Raw genomic sequence first — 15759 nt, forward strand, 5'->3', positions numbered from 1 at the left:
CGAGTCGTTCCCGGTGCACACGCCTTCCTCCAAGCTCGGCTTCTTCTTCAGCGACCACCACCGCTGGCTGCTGCAACACATCCAGAAGCGCCTGCGCAACCGCGCCGACGCCGAAGACACGGCTGCCGAGGCGTTCTGCCAATTGCTGGTGGCGCGGGTTGATCCGGACAGCATCCAGCAACCGCGGGCCTTTCTGTCGACCATCGCACGCCGGCTGATCTTCGATCGTCACCGCCGCCGCCAACTCGAAAATGCCTACCTGGAACGCCTGTCGAGCCTGCCCGAGCAGGTAGCGCCCTCCCCGGAGGAACAACTGCTGCTGGTCGAAGCGCTGGTGGCCATCGACCGAGCGCTCACCGGCCTGCCCGCGGTGGTCAAGGTAGCCTTCCTCTACAGCCAGCTCGATGGCCTGAGCTATGTGGAGATCGGGCGCAAGCTCGCGCTGTCGGAACGCACCGTCAGCCGCTACATGAAACAGGCCCTGCGCCAGTGCTACCTGGCCGAGATGGCACCATGAGCAAGGCCCGCCTCGACCCGGCCGCGGAGCAGGCCATCGACTGGATGGTGCGCCTGAGCGCCGACCGCAACGACACCCGCCTGCACGCCCGTTTCGATACCTGGCTCAACAGCGACCCGGCCCATGCCCAGGCCTGGGGCCGGCTGCAGGAGCGCCTGGGTGGCGCGTTCGGCACCGTGCGGGCGCTGGACCAGCGCCTGCCCGGCCAGGCCGGCGAAGCCCGGCGCGTGCTGATGCAGCCCGGCACCTCCCGGCGCGATGTGCTGCGCGCCATCGGCGGGCTGGGCCTGCTGGGCGGCGGGTTGTGGCTGGCGGCGCGCAGCGAGGTCGGCACCACGCTGATGGCCGACCTGCACACCGGTACCGGCGAGCGGCGCACCCTGGAACTGGAAGACGGCAGCCAGCTGAGCCTGAACGCTAGCACTGCCGTCGACCTTCAATTCGATGCCCACCAGCGCCTGGTGCTGCTGCGCCAGGGCGAACTGGTGATTGAAGTGGCACCCGACCCGCAGCGCCCCCTGCGCGTGCGCACCGCCCAGGGCGAAATCCGCGCGCTGGGCACGCGCTTTCTGGTCAGCCAGCAGCCCGACGCCACCCGCGTGGTGGTGCTGCAGCATGCGGTGCGCGCACGCCTGCACGATGGCAGCGAACTGGACCTGCAGGAAGGCCAGGCCGCCCTGCTGCACGCCCAGCGCATCGAGCGTCTGGGCCGTGACGAGCGTCACCGCGCCGACTGGCTGAACGGGCACCTGAATGTACTGGATGACCCGCTGGATGCAGTGGTCGACGCGCTGCGCCCCTACACCCGCGGCTTCGTGCGGGTCGCGCCGCAGGTGCGCAACCTGCGCGTGCAAGGGGTGTTCCCGCTCAACGATCCGCAGCGCAGCTTCGGTGCGCTGGCCGAAACACTACCGATCGAGGTGCGACACTACGGCCCGTGGTTGACCCTGATCGGCCCGAAAAGCTGAGCCCGAGAACCCTCTGAAAAGTTTTTATGAAAAACAATCGCATTTGTGTCCGGTTTTCATTTCTCATCCCACCTATCTCCTGACTGCACACACAATCAGGAGAATTCCGTGCTCAACCCTTGGTCCCGCGCCCTCCCCGTCGCCGTTGCCCTGGCCACCCTGAGCTGCGCCGTGTCTGCCCAGCAGCAGGCACTTGCGTTCAACCTGCCGGCCGGCCCGCTCGCCGCCACGCTCAATGCCATCGCCAGCCAGAGCGGCCAGATCATCTCCCTCGACCCGGCCCTGGTGCAGGGCAGACAGGCCCCGGCCGTCCGTGGGCAGATGAGCGCCGAGCAGGCCCTGCAGGCCGCACTCGCCGGCAGCGGGCTGCAACTGCTGGTGACCGGCAGCGGCCACTTCAGCGTGGTGCAAGGTGTGAGTGCCGACGGCGCACTGGAGCTGGGCGCCACCAGCATCACCGAGGTGCGCAACCTGGCCACCACCGAAGGCTCGAACTCCTACGCAGCGCGGGTCACCACCATCGGCAAGGGCGAACACACGCTCAAGGAAATCCCCCAGTCGGTCAGCGTCATGACCCGCAAGCAGATGGACGACCAGGGCCTGACCAACCTCAAGGACGCCGCCAACCAGACCACCGGCCTGGTCGGCCAGCAAGGCGTGGGCAAGGGCATGATCCTGATGTCGCGCGGTTTTCAGATCGACGACTGGCAGTACGACGGCGTGCCGATTCCGCGCAACACCTACTCGCTGGGCAACTGGGCGACCCAGGACCTGATCTTCTTCGACCGCATCGAGTTCCTGCGCGGTGCCTCGGGCCTGCTGCAGGGCACCGGCAGCCCGGGCGGCGCGATCAACCTGGTGCGCAAGCGCGGGCAGGACAAACCCACCGTGACCGTCACCGGCAAGGCCGGCTCCTGGGACCACTACGGCCTGCAGCTGGACGCTGGCGGCCCGCTGAACCCGCAGGGCACGATCCGCGGGCGCTTCGTCGCCGACGAAGACCAGAGCCAGTCGTTCATCGACTACGAGTGGAGCAAGACCCACTCGCTGTACGGCGCGCTGGATTTCGACCTGAGCCCGGACACCACCGTGGGTGTGGGCGTGAGCTACTCGGACAACACCTCACGGCCCATGCTGCGTGGCCTGCCGCGCTATGCCGACGGACGCCCTGTGGACGTGCCGCGCTCGACCTATACCGGCGCGCGCTGGAACCACTCCGAAATCGACGTGACCACGGTGTTTGCCGACCTCGACCACCGCTTCAACGACGACTGGAAGGTGCATGCCGCCGCCGTGTACATGAGCGAGAGCAACGACTCGCTGCACCAGCGGGTGCAAACCACCGGCCAAGGGCTGAATCCTGACGGCAGCGGTGTCCAGTATGCCAACTGGTACACCGACTTCGACTCGACCAAGGTGGGTCTGGACGCCTACGTCAACGGCCATTTCGAGACGCTGGGGCTGCAACAGGAACTCATCCTGGGTGGCAACTATTCCCAGCTCAAGACCGACGATGTGTTCGCGCGCACCTTCATCAACGGCGGCAATATCTTCGATATCGACCACGACCGCCCCAAACCCAGCTACGACAGCCTGATGCGTGACGGCGGCCGAGCCACCGCAAGCGAATATGACGTGCGCCAGAAAGGCCTGTACGGCAGTTGGCGGGTCAAGCTGGCCGAGCCGTTGACCGTAGTGCTTGGCTCACGCGTGAGCTGGTACGACTTCCGCTACTCCTCAGTCATCACACAGGGCAACACGGTGACGGTCGCTGACCCAAGCGTCATGACCGAAACCGGTGTGGTTACCCCCTATGCCGGCATCATCTATGACCTGACCCAGGAATGGGCGGCCTACGCCAGCTACACCGACGTGTTCCAGCCGCAGAGCGAACTCGATGCCGCACAATCGGTGCTGAAGCCGATTGTCGGCAGCAACTACGAAGTGGGCCTCAAGGGCGAACTGATGGATGGCCGGGTCAACACCTCGTTCGCCGTGTTCCGCTACGACCAGAACAACCGAGCGATCACCGACGCTTCTGCGCAATGTGGCTCCGGCGATTGCTCGAAAGCGTCCGGCAAGGTGCGCAGCCAGGGTTTCGAAGCCGAAATCAGTGGCGAAGTGATGCCCGACCTGCAGCTGTTCGCCGGGTACACCTACACCACCACCACGTACATCAAAGACCCGGAGAACGAAGGCAAGGTCTTCAACCAGTGGACCCCCAAGCACATGCTGCGGGTATGGAGCGACTACCGTTTGCCGGGCGACTGGAGCCGCGTAAGCGCGGGCCTGGGCTTCAGCAGCCAGAGCCACACACTGGGTTACGAGAGTACGTTTGATGTGCCCGGTTACACGGTGTGGAATGCACGCCTGGCCTATCAGCTGACGCCTGAGGTGACTGTGGCAGTCAACGCCAACAACCTGTTCGACAAACACTACATTGCCTCGGGCTACAACCAGCTCGGCGGCAACAACAACTACGGCGAGCCGCGCAACATGATGTTCAGCGTCAAGTACACGCCGCAGTTCTGACGCGCCTGCTTCGCCGGCAAGGCCGGCTCCTGCACAGCCTGTAGGAGCCGGCCTTGCCGGCGAATGCCCCGACGCGGTGTCACCTGCCCAGCGCCCTGGCCATCACGATGGTGCGCTCTTCCCCCTCCACCACCTCGCGTACCACCGCATACCCCAACCGCGCATAGAACGCCTGCGCCGTCAGCGAGGACGGTACCCGCAGCGCCTGCACCCCCGACGCACCGGCCAGCTCTTCAACATGCAGCATCAAGGCCCGACCGATGCCCAGCCCCTGCCGGTCCGGCGCCACGAACACCGTGCGCACCACGTCCCCCTCCAGGCTCGCGGTACCCACCACCTGCCCGCCCAACTGCGCCACCACCACCTGCCGGCGCGCCATCAACCCCAGCAGCGCCTCGGGGGAAAAACTCTGCTCCACCCGCGCAATCACCGCCGACGAATAATCCTGGCTGTTGCTCGTGCGCAAGGCCTGGACAATCACCCGGCTGATCGCCGGCGCATCCGTTTCCAGTGCTTGGCGCACCTGACATGTTTCGCTCATCACCGCCCCACTCCAGCCACCCTGCATTTGAGAATGAATGCTATTATCGCCTTCCTTTTTTCGACACCCGAGCCCTGTCTTGTCCGCGCCCACCCGCTACCTGCTGAGCGACTTCCATGCCCTGGGCCAGCGCTACGACGTGCACTATAGCCTGCCCGAAGGCGACGGCGGCGAGGACGATCCGTGCCTGATGCAGGGCCATATCAGCGAACATCGCCTGGCTCCCGGCTTCAGCCTGGTGAACTCCGACGTGCAGGCCTTCCACACCTACCGCGCCGATTCGCTGGACATGCCCGACCTGACCCTCGCGCTGGTACTTCAGGGTCAGGCCTCGATCACCTACACCCGCACCCAGCCCCTGCAACCAGGCGCCTGCATCACCGCGCTGTGCGGCGATGGCCGGCCGATGTCGGCACTGCACCGCGGTGGCGCGCACCTGCGCGGGCTCAACCTGTCGCTGCGCCGCCCGCAGGATGTGGGCGAAGAGGCCTTGGCCGAGCTGATCGAGGCTCGCCTGCGCGGCCACGGCTCGGCCCTGAGTTGCTGGGCCCTGCCGGCGCACCTGCTGGCGGGCATCGAAGACATGTTGTCCGGTCGCTGGCAAGGCACCCTGCAGCACCTGTTGTGCCAGGGCCTGAGCCTGCAACTGCTCAGCCACGGCCTGGCCAGTTTCGAAAGCCTGCCGGCCCCTTCGCCGGGCCTGTGCCCACGCGACCGGCTGATGCTCGAACGGGTGCGCGAGCACCTGCACCAACAGCCCGGCGACGAGCACGACCTCAACGAACTGGCGCGCCTGGCCTGCATGAGCAGCAGCTCGCTACGCAGCAAGTTCCGCGCGCTGTACGGCGAAACGGTGTTCGGCTACCTGCGCAACCGGCGCCTCGACCAAGCCCGCCAGTTGCTCGAACAGGGCTGGCAGATCCAGCAGGCCGCCCACCATGTCGGCTACCGCCACGCCAGCAATTTCGCCACCGCGTTTCGCCAGCGCTTTGGCCACGCCCCCCGCGAGACCGCCTGAAGTTCCCCACCCGACGCACGCTTTGGCAGCGCCCATAAGCAGTCTGGCATCTGCCAAACGTGGCCCCGCGAGCAACTGTGAATAATACGCAGACGATAACGATACTCTGCGGAGAACGATTCCCATGCAGCGCCGCCTTGCCCCCTCTACCCGACCGATCAGCAGCGTGCGTATCGCCCTGCTGGGCGGGGCCTTTGTCTCCCTGATGGCCAGTGCCGAGGAGTCCGCCGAAAAGCCGGTGCTGACACTGCAGGCCACCGACGTACAGGGTGAGGCGTACCGGCCGCAGACCACCGAAGGCAGCGCCAGCTACACCACCGGCGCGATGTCCACCGCCATCGGCTTGCCGATGTCGATCCGCGAAACCCCGCAGTCGGTCAGCGTGGTGACCCGCCAGCAGATCGAGGACGAGGGCCTGAGCAACACCGCGCAGATTCTCGACAGCGCGCCGGGCATTTCCCATGTGCGCAACGACAGCAATCGCCTGTCGTTCTCGGCGCGTGGTTTCACCATCGACAACTTCCAGTTCGACGGCCTGGCCTCGCCGATCAACGGCTTCTGGAACTTCGGCGCCACCGAGATGGACTCGGCCATCTATGATCGCGTCGAGATCGTGCGCGGTTCCACCGGCCTGCTGACCGGCGCCGGCAGCCCGTCGGCGGCGGTCAACTTCGTGCGCAAGCGCCCGCTGCCCGAGTTCGCCGCCAGCGGCTCGGCGGGCATCGGGCGCTGGGACGAGCGACGGGGTGATGTGGACGTGTCGGCCCCGCTGACCGAGGACGGGCGCATCGCCGCGCGGGTGGTGGCCGCCTATTCGCAGAAGGACAGCCACGTCAGCTACCTGGACTACGGCTCGCGCACCTTGTACGGCGTGGTCAGCAGCGAACTGGGCCCGCGCACCCGGCTGACCACCAGCCTGGAGTACCAGAAGAACGAAACCGACGGCATGGGCAGCGGCTTTCCGCTGTTCTACAAGGACGGCGGGCGTACCGACTTCGGCCGCTCGGCGGCCAACAACACCAAGTGGGGCTACTTCGGCACCGAGTCCACCACCGCCTTCGTCGACCTCGAGCACCAGCTGGAAAACGACTGGAAGTTGCGCGCCGCCTACAGCCGCTTCGAAGGCAACTACCGCATGCGCTACCTGTACCGCGGCGGCTACCCGGACCGCGAAACCGGGCGCGGCATGTCGGCCAGCTTCCTCAAGTACGAGGGCGAACGCACCCGTGACGACTGGCACCTGACCGCCAGCGGGCCGTTCCAGCTGCTGGGCCGCAGCCACGAGCTGGCGTTCGGTGCGATGAGCATCGACGACGACCTGACCATCGACCAGTTCAGGCCGCTGGGCACGGTACCGGATACCGGCAACTTCATGGACTGGAACAGCAACCACATTGCCGAGCCCGCCTGGTCCAACGTGCGTGCCTCGGGCGATGCCACCCACACCCGGCAGAACGGCGGCTACGCGGTAACGCGCCTGTCGCTGGCCGACCCGCTGCACCTGATACTCGGCGCACGGGTCAGCAACTGGGAAATCGACCAGGACTACTACGGCAGCCTGCGCCAGTACCGCTACCGCAACGAAGTGACGCCCTACGTGGGGCTGGTGTATGACCTGAACTCGACCTACAGCCTGTACACCAGCTACACCAGCATCTTCAACCAACAGAACGCGCGCGGGCCGGACGGCAGCATCCTCGACCCGGTGACCGGTGACAGCTACGAGGCCGGCATCAAGGCCGGCTACCTGGACGGTCGCCTGAACGCAGCGCTGGCGGTGTACCGCACCCAGCAGGAGGGCCTGGCCGAAGCGATCCCGGGGGTGAACGTGGAGGGGCGCCCCAATGAGCAGGCGTACAAGGCCGGCACCGGGGCGCGGGTCGACGGCTTCGACCTGGAGCTGGCCGGACAGCTCACCGAGCAGTGGAACCTGTCGGCCAGCTACACCCACTTCATTGCCCGCAATGCCGACGACAAGGCGATCAACACCAACCACCCGCGCACCCAGGCCAAGCTGTTCACCACCTACCGTCTGGGCGGTGTGCTGGACAAGCTGACCGTGGGCGGTGGCGCGACGTGGCGCAGTGGCGTGTCACGCAGCGACGTGGCGATGCCGGGCGGTTTCACCGACCTGGAGCAAGGCGGCTACACGCTGGTCAGCCTGATGAGCCGTTACGCCCTCAACGACCACCTGAGTGTGAGTGCGCATGTCGACAACCTGTTCGACAAGCGTTACTACGAGCAGATCGGCTTCTACAGCCAGGGCTGGTACGGCGAGCCGCGCAACCTGCGCCTGAGCGTGCGCGCCACCTTCTGACCGCATCGCGGGTCAAGCCCGCTCCCACAAGTACTGCGCCGGCCCCAGGAACATCGCAATACCTGTGGGAGCGGGCTTGACCCGCGATGGGCTGCAAGGCAGCCCCGCCTCAATCATCCCTCAACCCTGCGCTCGAATATCCAGGTGTCATGCACCCCATGCCACGGTGTATCGCGCACACCCTCCACCACCCGCACCACCTCGAACCCAAGCGCTCTGGCCAGCCCATGGCTGGCGCCGTTCACCGACGCCGCGGTCAGGCGCAAGGTGCCGAAATCCTGCGCCGCCAGCAGCGCGCCGATGCCTTCGCTCATCAACCCCTGCCCGCTGTACCCGACGTTGGCCCAGTACCCCAGCACATGCGCATGCTCGCCCGCAGGGTCCGGATACAGGCCGGCACAGCCAATCACCGCGGTCTGATCGGCCGTGAGAATGAAGTAACGTTTCTCGGCCGCCACCCGCGCGTGGTCCAGCAACGCCTGGCGCAGGTTGTTGCGCGTGTCCTGCAACGCCGGTGCGGCCTTGGCCCACGGCAAAAACGGCTGGTGCAGCACAAAGCTGTCGATCAACGCCTGGTTCACCCACGGCGCCAACACCGCATCCGGCATCACCACCACCGTCCTGGGCGTACTCGCCACCACCTGCAACACCATGCCTGCACTCCCCTTGCTGTTCATCCTGATCCCGAGGATTGTCACAAAAAATTTCACCGGTGCGACATTTTGTCTTTCATTGCCGCCTGAACAGGTTCAAAATAAAACTGTACCGTACAGTACTAAACATGAATCCACGCCCCCATGCCCGCGCAGCTGGGGTCGTGTCATGGACAAACAGGAATGAAAAACACAGATAACCCGGGGGCCCCTGCCCCTGCTTCAACTCGCCTTGCCTTTTATATCTTCGGTACCCTGCTCGGCCTCAGTGGCCTGGCCCTGGCGGTCGGCGGTGTGCGCCTGGCCACCCTCGGCGGCTCGTGGTACTACCTGCTGGCCGGCCTGGGCATGCTGCTGGCCGGTGTGCTCTATGCCCGGCGCAAGCCGCTGGGCGCCGGCCTGATGGCGCTGGTGTTCGGCGCCACCGTCATCTGGTCGCTGTGGGAAGTCGGCCTGCGCTTCTGGCCACTGGTGCCGCGCCTGGCGCCGTTCCTGGTGATCGGCCTGGTGGCGGCGGTGTTGCACCCGTACCTGGCCGGCGGCCGTCAGCGTGGCCTCAGCCATGCCTGCGCCGCCCTGTTCGGGCTGGCCCTGGTGGCCGGCGGCGCCTCGACCTTCGTGCCGCACGGGGTCATGCACGCCACCACGGAACCTGTGCTCGACACCCCGGCCACCACGGCCGGCGCCCCCCAGGACTGGCAGCACTACAGCAACGGCCCGCAGGGCACGCGCTTCACGCCGCTGGACCAGATCAACAAGGGCAACATCGACAAGCTCCAGGTGGCCTGGACCTACCGCACCGGCGAGATCGCCGAAGGCGCCTCCGAGTCGCAGAACACGCCGATCCAGATCGCCGACACGGTGTACACCTGCACCCCGTTGAGCAAGGTCATCGCGCTGGATGCCGACACCGGCAAGGAGCGCTGGACCTTCGACTCCAAGCCCGCCAACGACAAGACCTGGAACCGCTGCCGCGGCCTTGGCTACTACGAGCCGGCCAAGGTCCAGAAGCCGTTCCAGTTCGCTGACCTGGCACCCGCCCCACGCGCCACGGGTGGTGTGTGCGCCAAGCGCATCGTGCAGGTCACCATGGATGCACGGCTGATCGAGATCGACGCCGACACCGGCAAGCCGTGCGAAGACTTCGGCGACAAGGGCTCGGTCGACCTGACCCAGGGCCTGGGCCTGGTGGATGAAGGCGTGCCGTACTACGCCTACACCTCCGCGCCCACCGTGGCACGCAACCTGATCATCCTCGGCGGCTGGGTCTTCGATGGCCGCTCCACCGACGAACCGTCAGGCGTGGTGCGTGCCTTCAGCGCCGACACCGGCGAACTGGTGTGGGCGTGGGACCTGGGCAACCCGGCCATCACCAAGCTGCCACCGGAGGGCGAAACCTATACCCGCAGCACGCCGAACATGTGGTCCACCCCGGCGTTCGATGACGAACTGGGCCTGGTCTACCTGCCTACCGGCAACCAGCAGCCCGATTTCTGGGGTGGCGATCGCCCGGCGCTGACCGAGAAATACTCGTCTGCCGTGGTTGCCCTGGACATGGCCACCGGCCGCGAGCGCTGGACCTTCCAGACCGTACACCACGACATCTGGGACTACGACGTGGCTGCCCAGCCGGCGCTGTACGACGTGCCGGACGGCAAGGGCGGCAAGATCCCCGCGCTGATCCAGCTGACCAAGCGCGGGCAGATCTTCCTGCTCGACCGTCGCACCGGCAAGCCGATTGCCGACGTGGTCGAAAAACCCGTGCCCCAGGCCCATGCCGAAGGCGACTGGGTAGCCAAGACCCAACCCTACTCGGTAGGCATGCCGGCGCTGGGCGCCGAACCACTGACCGAACAGGACATGTGGGGCGCGACCTTCTTCGACCAGCTGATGTGCCGCATCAACTTCCGCGAGCTCAACTACGAGGGTGAGTTCACCGCACCGAGCACCCGCGACACCCTGATCTACCCAGGCTACTACGGTGGCTTCAACTGGGGCGGCGCGGCCATCGACGAGCGCAACGGCTACCTGTTCCTCAACGACATCCGCATCCCGCAGGTGGTCAAGCTGGTCAAGCGTGAAAACGTCGACCTGTCGCACCTCAAGTCCGGGCACGGCGTGGGCAGTACCTACCCGATGGACGGCACGCCGTTCGTGATCGACCACAAGGCCTTCAACTCGCCACTGGGCATCCCCTGCCAAAGCCCGCCATGGGGCGTGTTCGCCGCCATCGACCTGAAAACCCGCAAGCAGGTCTGGGAACGTCCGGCCGGTACGGTGCAGGACGCGGTGATCAATGGCGTGCGTGCCAACCTGCCGATCCCGCTGGGCATGCCCACCCTGGGCGGCGGCGTGAGCACCGGTGCCGGGCTGGTGTTCTATGCCGGTACCCAGGACTACTACCTGCGGGCACTGGACATCGCCACAGGCGAGGAAGTGTGGAAGGGTCGCCTGCCGGTCGGCGGCCAGGCCACGCCGATGAGCTACGTGTCGCCGCGCTCGGGCCGTCAGTACGTGGTGGTGGTGGCCGGCGGTGCGCGCCAGTCTCCAGATCGCGGGGATTACGTGATAGCGTACGCGCTCCCTGACAAAGAGTAGCGCCCATGACCCCGTTGCACCGTGCCCCGACTTCCCCTACGAGCCGAAGTGTGGAGCGCAGGCGCAACCTGCTGGTGACCGCCAGCGAGCTGTTTCTGGAGCACGGCTACGATGGCGTCAGCATGGACGCCATCGTCGCCGCGGCAGGCGGTTCCAAGGCCACCATCTACCGCTACTTCGGCAGCAAGAACGAGCTGCTGGTGGCGGTGGTGGAGTACCTGTGCGACGACTTCATCATCGACCTGCGCCAGCTGGACACCAGCACCGTGGGGCTGGCCGAGGGGCTGCGGCTGATCCTCGACCAGTTGGTGGCGGTGGTCACCAGCCCGCGGCACGTGGCGTTCTACCGCCTGGTGGTCAATGGCACGGCGCATGTGCCCGAAGTGGGCCAGACCTGGTACGAGCATGGCCCGCAGGTGTGGCATTCGCTGATTCTGCGCTTGCTCGAAGGCCAGCGCGGGCAAGGGGCAGTGGCCGCGGATGCATCGCTGTCGGAACTGCCGCACGTGCTGTTCGATGCGCTGTTCTCGCACCTCACCACACGCACCGTGATGCTCGGGCAGCACTGCACGGCCGAAGCGTTCCGGCCGATGATCGATGAGCTGACCGGGTTGGTGCTCAGGCGCTTGCAGCAGAATTGAACACCGCGTCGCCGGCGATCGCGGGTCAAGCCCGCTCCCACAGGATCATCTGCCACCTGTGTGAGCGGGCTTGACCCGCGATAGGCCTTAACTCACCACGCGGTAGCACGGCTCATACGCCGCCCCACCAGGCAGCTTCATCCGATGCTGCTCCACGAACGCCTGCAACAGCTTGTCCAGTGGCTGCATGATCGCGGTATCGCCATGGATCTCGTACGGCCCATGCTCCTCGATCAGGCGAATGCCCTTGTCCTTCACGTTGCCCGCCACGATCCCGGAGAACGCCCGGCGCAGGTTCGCCGCCAGCTCGTGTGCCGGCAAGTCGCGGCTCAGCTGCAGGCTGGCCATGTTGGCGTGGGTCGGGTCGAACGGGCGCTGGAAGCCCTCTTCGATCTTCAGCATCCAGTTGAAATGGAACGCATCGTAGCGCTCGCGGCGGAACTGCTTGACCTGCCTGAGCCCCTCGGTCATCTGCCGCGCCACCTGGGCCGGGTCATCGATGATGATCTCGTACAGCGCATGGGCCGCCTCGCCCAGGGTGGCGCCGACAAAATCATGCAGCTGCTGCAGGTACGCCTCGGCGCTGCGCGGGCCGGTGAGGATCACCGGGAACGGCAGGTCGCGGTTTTCCGGGTGCATCAGGATGCCCAGCAGGTACAGGAACTCCTCGGCCGTGCCTGCGCCACCAGGGAAGATGATGATGCCGTGGCCCACGCGCACGAAGGCTTCCAGGCGCTTTTCGATGTCCGGCAGAATCACCAGCTCGTTGACGATCGGGTTCGGCGCCTCGGCGGCGATGATGCCCGGCTCGGTCAGGCCCAGGTAGCGACCGATGCTCATGCGCTGCTTGGCGTGGGCGATGGTGGCGCCCTTCATCGGCCCCTTCATCACGCCCGGCCCGCAGCCGGTGCAGATGTCCAGCTTGCGCAGGCCCAGCTCGTGGCCGACCTTCTTGGTGTACTGGTATTCCTCGGTGCTGATCGAGTGGCCGCCCCAGCACACCACCATCTTCGGCTCCACGCCCGGGCGCAGGGTGCGCGCGTTGCGCAGCAGCTGGAAGACGTAGTCGGTGATGCCCTGGGAGCTTTCCAGGTCGATGCCCATGCGGTCCAGTTCGCTTTCGGTGTAGACGATGTCGCGCAGGGCGCTGAACAGCATTTCGCGGGTGCTGGCGATCATTTCGCCATCGACGAAGGCGTCGGCCGGCGCGTTCAGCAGCTCAAGGCGCACGCCGCGGTCCTGCTGGTGGATACGGACTTCGAAGTCCTTGTAGGCGTCGAGAATGGTCTTGGCGTTGTCGACGTGGGCGCCGGTATTGAGGATGGCCAGGGCGCACTGGCGGAACAGGGTGTAGATGCTGCCGGAACCGGCTTCGCTCAGTTGCTGCACTTCACGTTGGGAGAGTGTCTCCAGGCTGCCTTTGGGGCTGACAGATGCGTTGATTACGTGTCTTGGGGTCATTCTGGATTCCATATGTACGACGCCAGCGAACGGCTGTGGCATCGGGGTATTAACGCCTGACGCAATGCTGCATACAGGTTTTATCAGGTGGCCGGTCGCAATGGCAAACGGTCTGCCTGAAAGAGTAGGCGCGATCCCCCGGCGATGCCTCAGATTCCGTGCGCCGCCCAGCACTGCGCCACCTGCTCGGGCTGCTGCGCCTCGACCCCGCGCAGATCCCTCGGGTAGGTGACCCCCGCCTGCTCCTCGAAGCGCGTGGCCACGAACTGCCCGTTGCTGGCGCGCAGCACCTGCCCCGTCACCTGGCACGCGTCCGACACCAGGTACACCACCCCCGGCACCACCCACTCGGGCTTGAGGTCATCCGGCTCGCCCTCCTCGCCCCACATGCGCGTGCGCGCCACCGGCGAAACCGCGTTGACCAGAATGCCGTGTGCGGCGCCCTCTTCGCTCAAGGCATTCATGATGCCCAACTGCGCCATCTTGCCGGCGGCATAGGCCGCCAGCCCGGTCTGCGCGTAGCACGCATACATCGCCCGGTCGGAGGTCGTCAGTACCACACGCGGCGCGGCGCTGGCCTTCAGGTGCGGCCAGGCGTGCTTGCACAGCCACAAGGGCGCCTGCACGTTGATCGCCAGGGCGCGCTCGACAAAGCCTGCATCCACCTGCTCGATCGGCTGGTACCCCACCCAGCCGGCGTTGTGGATCACCCCGTCGAGGCCGCCGAACTGCTCCACAGTGCGTGCCACCAGCGCCTCACAGGCCGCTTCATCGGCCAGCTCGGCGCAGTGCCCGAGTACCTGGTGCCCCGCCGCCTGCAGGGCCTGGGCCGCCCGTTCGACCGGGCCGGGGTCGGTGCCGCAGCCGGCGCGGTCGGCGCCGCGGTCGGTAATGACCACCCGCGCGCCGCGTTCGGCCAGGGCCCTGGCGTAGGCAAGCCCCAGGCCGCGGGCGGCGCCGGTGACGAGAAAGGTGCGATGGGTGAAGTTCATGGGCGCTCTCCTGTAAAGTCGTCGAGCCTATCGAGCGCGCCGCGCAAAGTTGAATATTATCGAAGGCCGGTTCCGATACCCGTCAGATATCACACCGCGCCAGGGACGCCGCCATGATCGAGACCCGCCTGTTACGCCAGTTCATCGTCGTTGCCGAAGAACTGCACATCCACCGCGCCGCCGAACGCCTGCACATGGCCCAGCCACCGCTGAGCCAGGCGATTGCGCGGCTGGAACAGAAGCTCGGTTGCACGCTGCTGGTACGTCACTCGCGCGGGGTGTGCCTGACCGGCGCCGGCCAGGCCTTCGTCGAGACCGCGCGCGCCACCCTGAGCCTGCTGGACCAGGGCGCCGAACACGCCCGCGAGGTGGCCGACGGGGTCAGCGGGCACCTGCGCATCGGCAGCCTGGCACTGGCCGGCTACCCGCCGCTGCTCGAGGCCCTGCGCCGGTTTCGCACGCAGTGGCCCAAGGTGCGCCTGAGCCTGCAGCAGCAACCCTCGGCGCAACTGGCCGAGGGCGTGCTGGGTGGTGAACTGGACGTGGCCTTCATGCGCCAGTTGCCGGGGCTGAGCGAGCGCCTGCACAGCCGGCTGATCCTCGACGAGCCGCTGCTGCTGGCGGTGCCTGCCGGGCACCGACTGGCCCACGGTGGCCCGGTGCACCTGGGCGAGGCCGCAGACGAAGACTTCGTGTTCACCCCGCCGGCCCTGGGCAGCGGCTTTCACCAGCAGATGCTGAGCCTGTGCGAACGCGCCGGCTTCACCCCGCGCATCAGCCAGCAGGCGGCGCAGATGCAGACACTGGTCAGCCTGGTGGGCTGCGGGTTCGGCGTGGCCCTGGTGCCGCAGGCGGCGGCGCGGGCCAACCGTCAGGACGGCGTGCACTTCTGTGCCCTGCACGACACCCCGCCGCTGGGCCTGTACATGGTGTGCCCGGGGGAGCAGAGCACCCCGCAGGCACGCCACTTCATGGACCTGTTCGCACCGGCTACAGGGCAATCCCCAGTGCCTGGCGCAACTGCGCGGCACGCGGCTCTGCTGCCGGGCTGACCAGCGCGTAGTTGTAGGCGCCCTGCGACCAGTAGCGGGCCTGCAACTCGCCGTCCACCCGCTCGCCACTGGGCATGCGCGCATAGTGCTCGCCGGGCGAACGCAGGAACAGGCTGACCCGCTCGCCGCTGGCATCCTGAAACAGCAGCAGCGCCGCCGGCCCCTGCTCGTTGCTGAGCAACCGCGCGCCCACCGGCGTGAAGCCATAGGCCGAGAGGTCCGGCAACTGCCCTGCCTGGGCAAAGTGCTCGCCCAGCCAGGCCTGCAATTGCCCCGGCCGCTGCACGTTCAGGTCCAATGTGCCCGACTGGGCAAACAGGCGGTGCGCCTGCACGGCATCGGCCATCGGTGCGAGGCCCGCCTGCAGGCTCGACTCGCGCGCCTGCCAGCCGCCCAGGCCACCGATGCCCAGTGCCACCAGCAACATCGCCGCGCTGGCCCATTGGCGGCGATGGCGCTGGCGCACGGC

Annotated in this window: 13 protein-coding genes; 8 read left to right on the forward strand and 5 right to left on the reverse strand. The window is 66.8% G+C overall.

Annotation, left to right across the window (positions count from 1 at the left end; translation table 11 throughout):
* Positions 1-13 precede the first annotated feature (13 nt).
* From FW760_RS22765 to FW760_RS22775, 3 genes are all read left to right on the forward strand, one after another.
* Positions 14-517, forward strand: a complete 504-nt coding sequence (locus FW760_RS22765; protein WP_446444004.1) for a sigma-70 family RNA polymerase sigma factor — start codon at positions 14-16, stop codon at positions 515-517.
* On the forward strand, positions 514-1485 hold the full coding sequence (locus tag FW760_RS22770; RefSeq protein WP_054915125.1) for a FecR domain-containing protein: 972 nt from the start codon (positions 514-516) through the stop codon (positions 1483-1485). Before FW760_RS22765 ends, FW760_RS22770 begins: the two co-directional genes overlap by 4 nt.
* Before the next feature lie 108 nt (positions 1486-1593).
* Positions 1594-4017 carry a TonB-dependent siderophore receptor gene (locus FW760_RS22775; protein ID WP_415378136.1) on the forward strand — a complete coding sequence of 808 codons (2424 nt, stop codon included), beginning with the start codon at positions 1594-1596 and terminating at the stop codon, positions 4015-4017.
* A gap of 79 nt (positions 4018-4096) precedes the next feature.
* On the opposite strand, the gene FW760_RS22780 is transcribed toward FW760_RS22775, so the two are convergent.
* Positions 4097-4558, reverse strand: coding sequence for a GNAT family N-acetyltransferase (locus FW760_RS22780; RefSeq protein ID WP_426427236.1), 462 nt, complete (start codon positions 4556-4558; stop codon positions 4097-4099).
* A 79-nt stretch (positions 4559-4637) separates the two neighbouring features.
* Between FW760_RS22780 and FW760_RS22785 the strand changes: the two genes are divergently transcribed.
* Both FW760_RS22785 and fauA read left to right on the forward strand, forming a co-directional pair.
* Complete coding sequence (locus tag FW760_RS22785) at positions 4638-5576, forward strand: helix-turn-helix transcriptional regulator (protein ID WP_446444005.1); 939 nt, start codon at positions 4638-4640, stop codon at positions 5574-5576.
* A 124-nt stretch (positions 5577-5700) separates the two neighbouring features.
* Entirely contained in the window at positions 5701-7893 is a 2193-nt protein-coding gene (fauA, locus tag FW760_RS22790) for a TonB-dependent alcaligin siderophore receptor FauA (protein WP_446444006.1), read from the forward strand.
* A gap of 113 nt (positions 7894-8006) precedes the next feature.
* On the opposite strand, the gene FW760_RS22795 is transcribed toward fauA, so the two are convergent.
* The gene (locus FW760_RS22795) at positions 8007-8570 is read right to left on the reverse strand and encodes a GNAT family N-acetyltransferase (RefSeq protein WP_052504230.1); all 564 of its coding nucleotides are present in this window, start codon (positions 8568-8570) and stop codon (positions 8007-8009) included.
* 159 nt (positions 8571-8729) lie between these two features.
* Here FW760_RS22795 and FW760_RS22800 point away from each other — a divergent pair, with 159 nt between their 5' ends.
* Both FW760_RS22800 and FW760_RS22805 read left to right on the forward strand, forming a co-directional pair.
* A complete protein-coding gene (locus FW760_RS22800; protein WP_196932446.1) occupies positions 8730-11144 on the forward strand; it encodes a membrane-bound PQQ-dependent dehydrogenase, glucose/quinate/shikimate family in 2415 nt (804 codons plus the stop codon).
* 5 nt (positions 11145-11149) lie between these two features.
* Positions 11150-11785 carry a TetR/AcrR family transcriptional regulator gene (locus FW760_RS22805; RefSeq protein WP_043860909.1) on the forward strand — a complete coding sequence of 212 codons (636 nt, stop codon included), beginning with the start codon at positions 11150-11152 and terminating at the stop codon, positions 11783-11785.
* An 87-nt stretch (positions 11786-11872) separates the two neighbouring features.
* Here the strand turns inward: FW760_RS22805 and ppnN are convergent, their stop codons facing one another.
* Complete coding sequence (gene ppnN / locus FW760_RS22810) at positions 11873-13246, reverse strand: nucleotide 5'-monophosphate nucleosidase PpnN (protein ID WP_446444007.1); 1374 nt, start codon at positions 13244-13246, stop codon at positions 11873-11875.
* A gap of 149 nt (positions 13247-13395) precedes the next feature.
* Positions 13396-14238, reverse strand: coding sequence for an SDR family NAD(P)-dependent oxidoreductase (locus FW760_RS22815; RefSeq protein ID WP_213605836.1), 843 nt, complete (start codon positions 14236-14238; stop codon positions 13396-13398).
* 113 nt (positions 14239-14351) lie between these two features.
* Between FW760_RS22815 and FW760_RS22820 the strand changes: the two genes are divergently transcribed.
* The gene (locus tag FW760_RS22820) at positions 14352-15290 is read left to right on the forward strand and encodes a LysR substrate-binding domain-containing protein (protein ID WP_236177089.1); all 939 of its coding nucleotides are present in this window, start codon (positions 14352-14354) and stop codon (positions 15288-15290) included.
* Here the strand turns inward: FW760_RS22820 and FW760_RS22825 are convergent.
* The coding region (locus tag FW760_RS22825) for an anti-sigma factor family protein (protein ID WP_446444008.1) at positions 15229-15759 on the reverse strand (531 nt) is incomplete at its 5' end. The genes FW760_RS22820 and FW760_RS22825 overlap by 62 nt on opposite strands.

This window comes from Pseudomonas sp. 1176_21 (assembly GCF_052850635.1).

Excerpts from the sequence above, each read along its gene's own strand:
- ppnN (WP_446444007.1), bottom strand. The coding sequence starts at position 13,246 with ATGACCCCAAGACACGTAATCAACGCATCTGTCAGCCCCAAAGGCAGC.
- fauA (WP_446444006.1), top strand. The coding sequence starts at position 5,701 with ATGCAGCGCCGCCTTGCCCCCTCTACCCGACCGATCAGCAGCGTGCGT.
- FW760_RS22795 (WP_052504230.1), bottom strand. The coding sequence starts at position 8,570 with ATGAACAGCAAGGGGAGTGCAGGCATGGTGTTGCAGGTGGTGGCGAGT.
- FW760_RS22780 (WP_426427236.1), bottom strand. The coding sequence starts at position 4,558 with ATGAGCGAAACATGTCAGGTGCGCCAAGCACTGGAAACGGATGCGCCG.
- FW760_RS22805 (WP_043860909.1), top strand. The coding sequence starts at position 11,150 with ATGACCCCGTTGCACCGTGCCCCGACTTCCCCTACGAGCCGAAGTGTG.
- FW760_RS22820 (WP_236177089.1), top strand. The coding sequence starts at position 14,352 with ATGATCGAGACCCGCCTGTTACGCCAGTTCATCGTCGTTGCCGAAGAA.
- FW760_RS22815 (WP_213605836.1), bottom strand. The coding sequence starts at position 14,238 with ATGAACTTCACCCATCGCACCTTTCTCGTCACCGGCGCCGCCCGCGGC.
- FW760_RS22770 (WP_054915125.1), top strand. The coding sequence starts at position 514 with ATGAGCAAGGCCCGCCTCGACCCGGCCGCGGAGCAGGCCATCGACTGG.
- FW760_RS22800 (WP_196932446.1), top strand. The coding sequence starts at position 8,730 with ATGAAAAACACAGATAACCCGGGGGCCCCTGCCCCTGCTTCAACTCGC.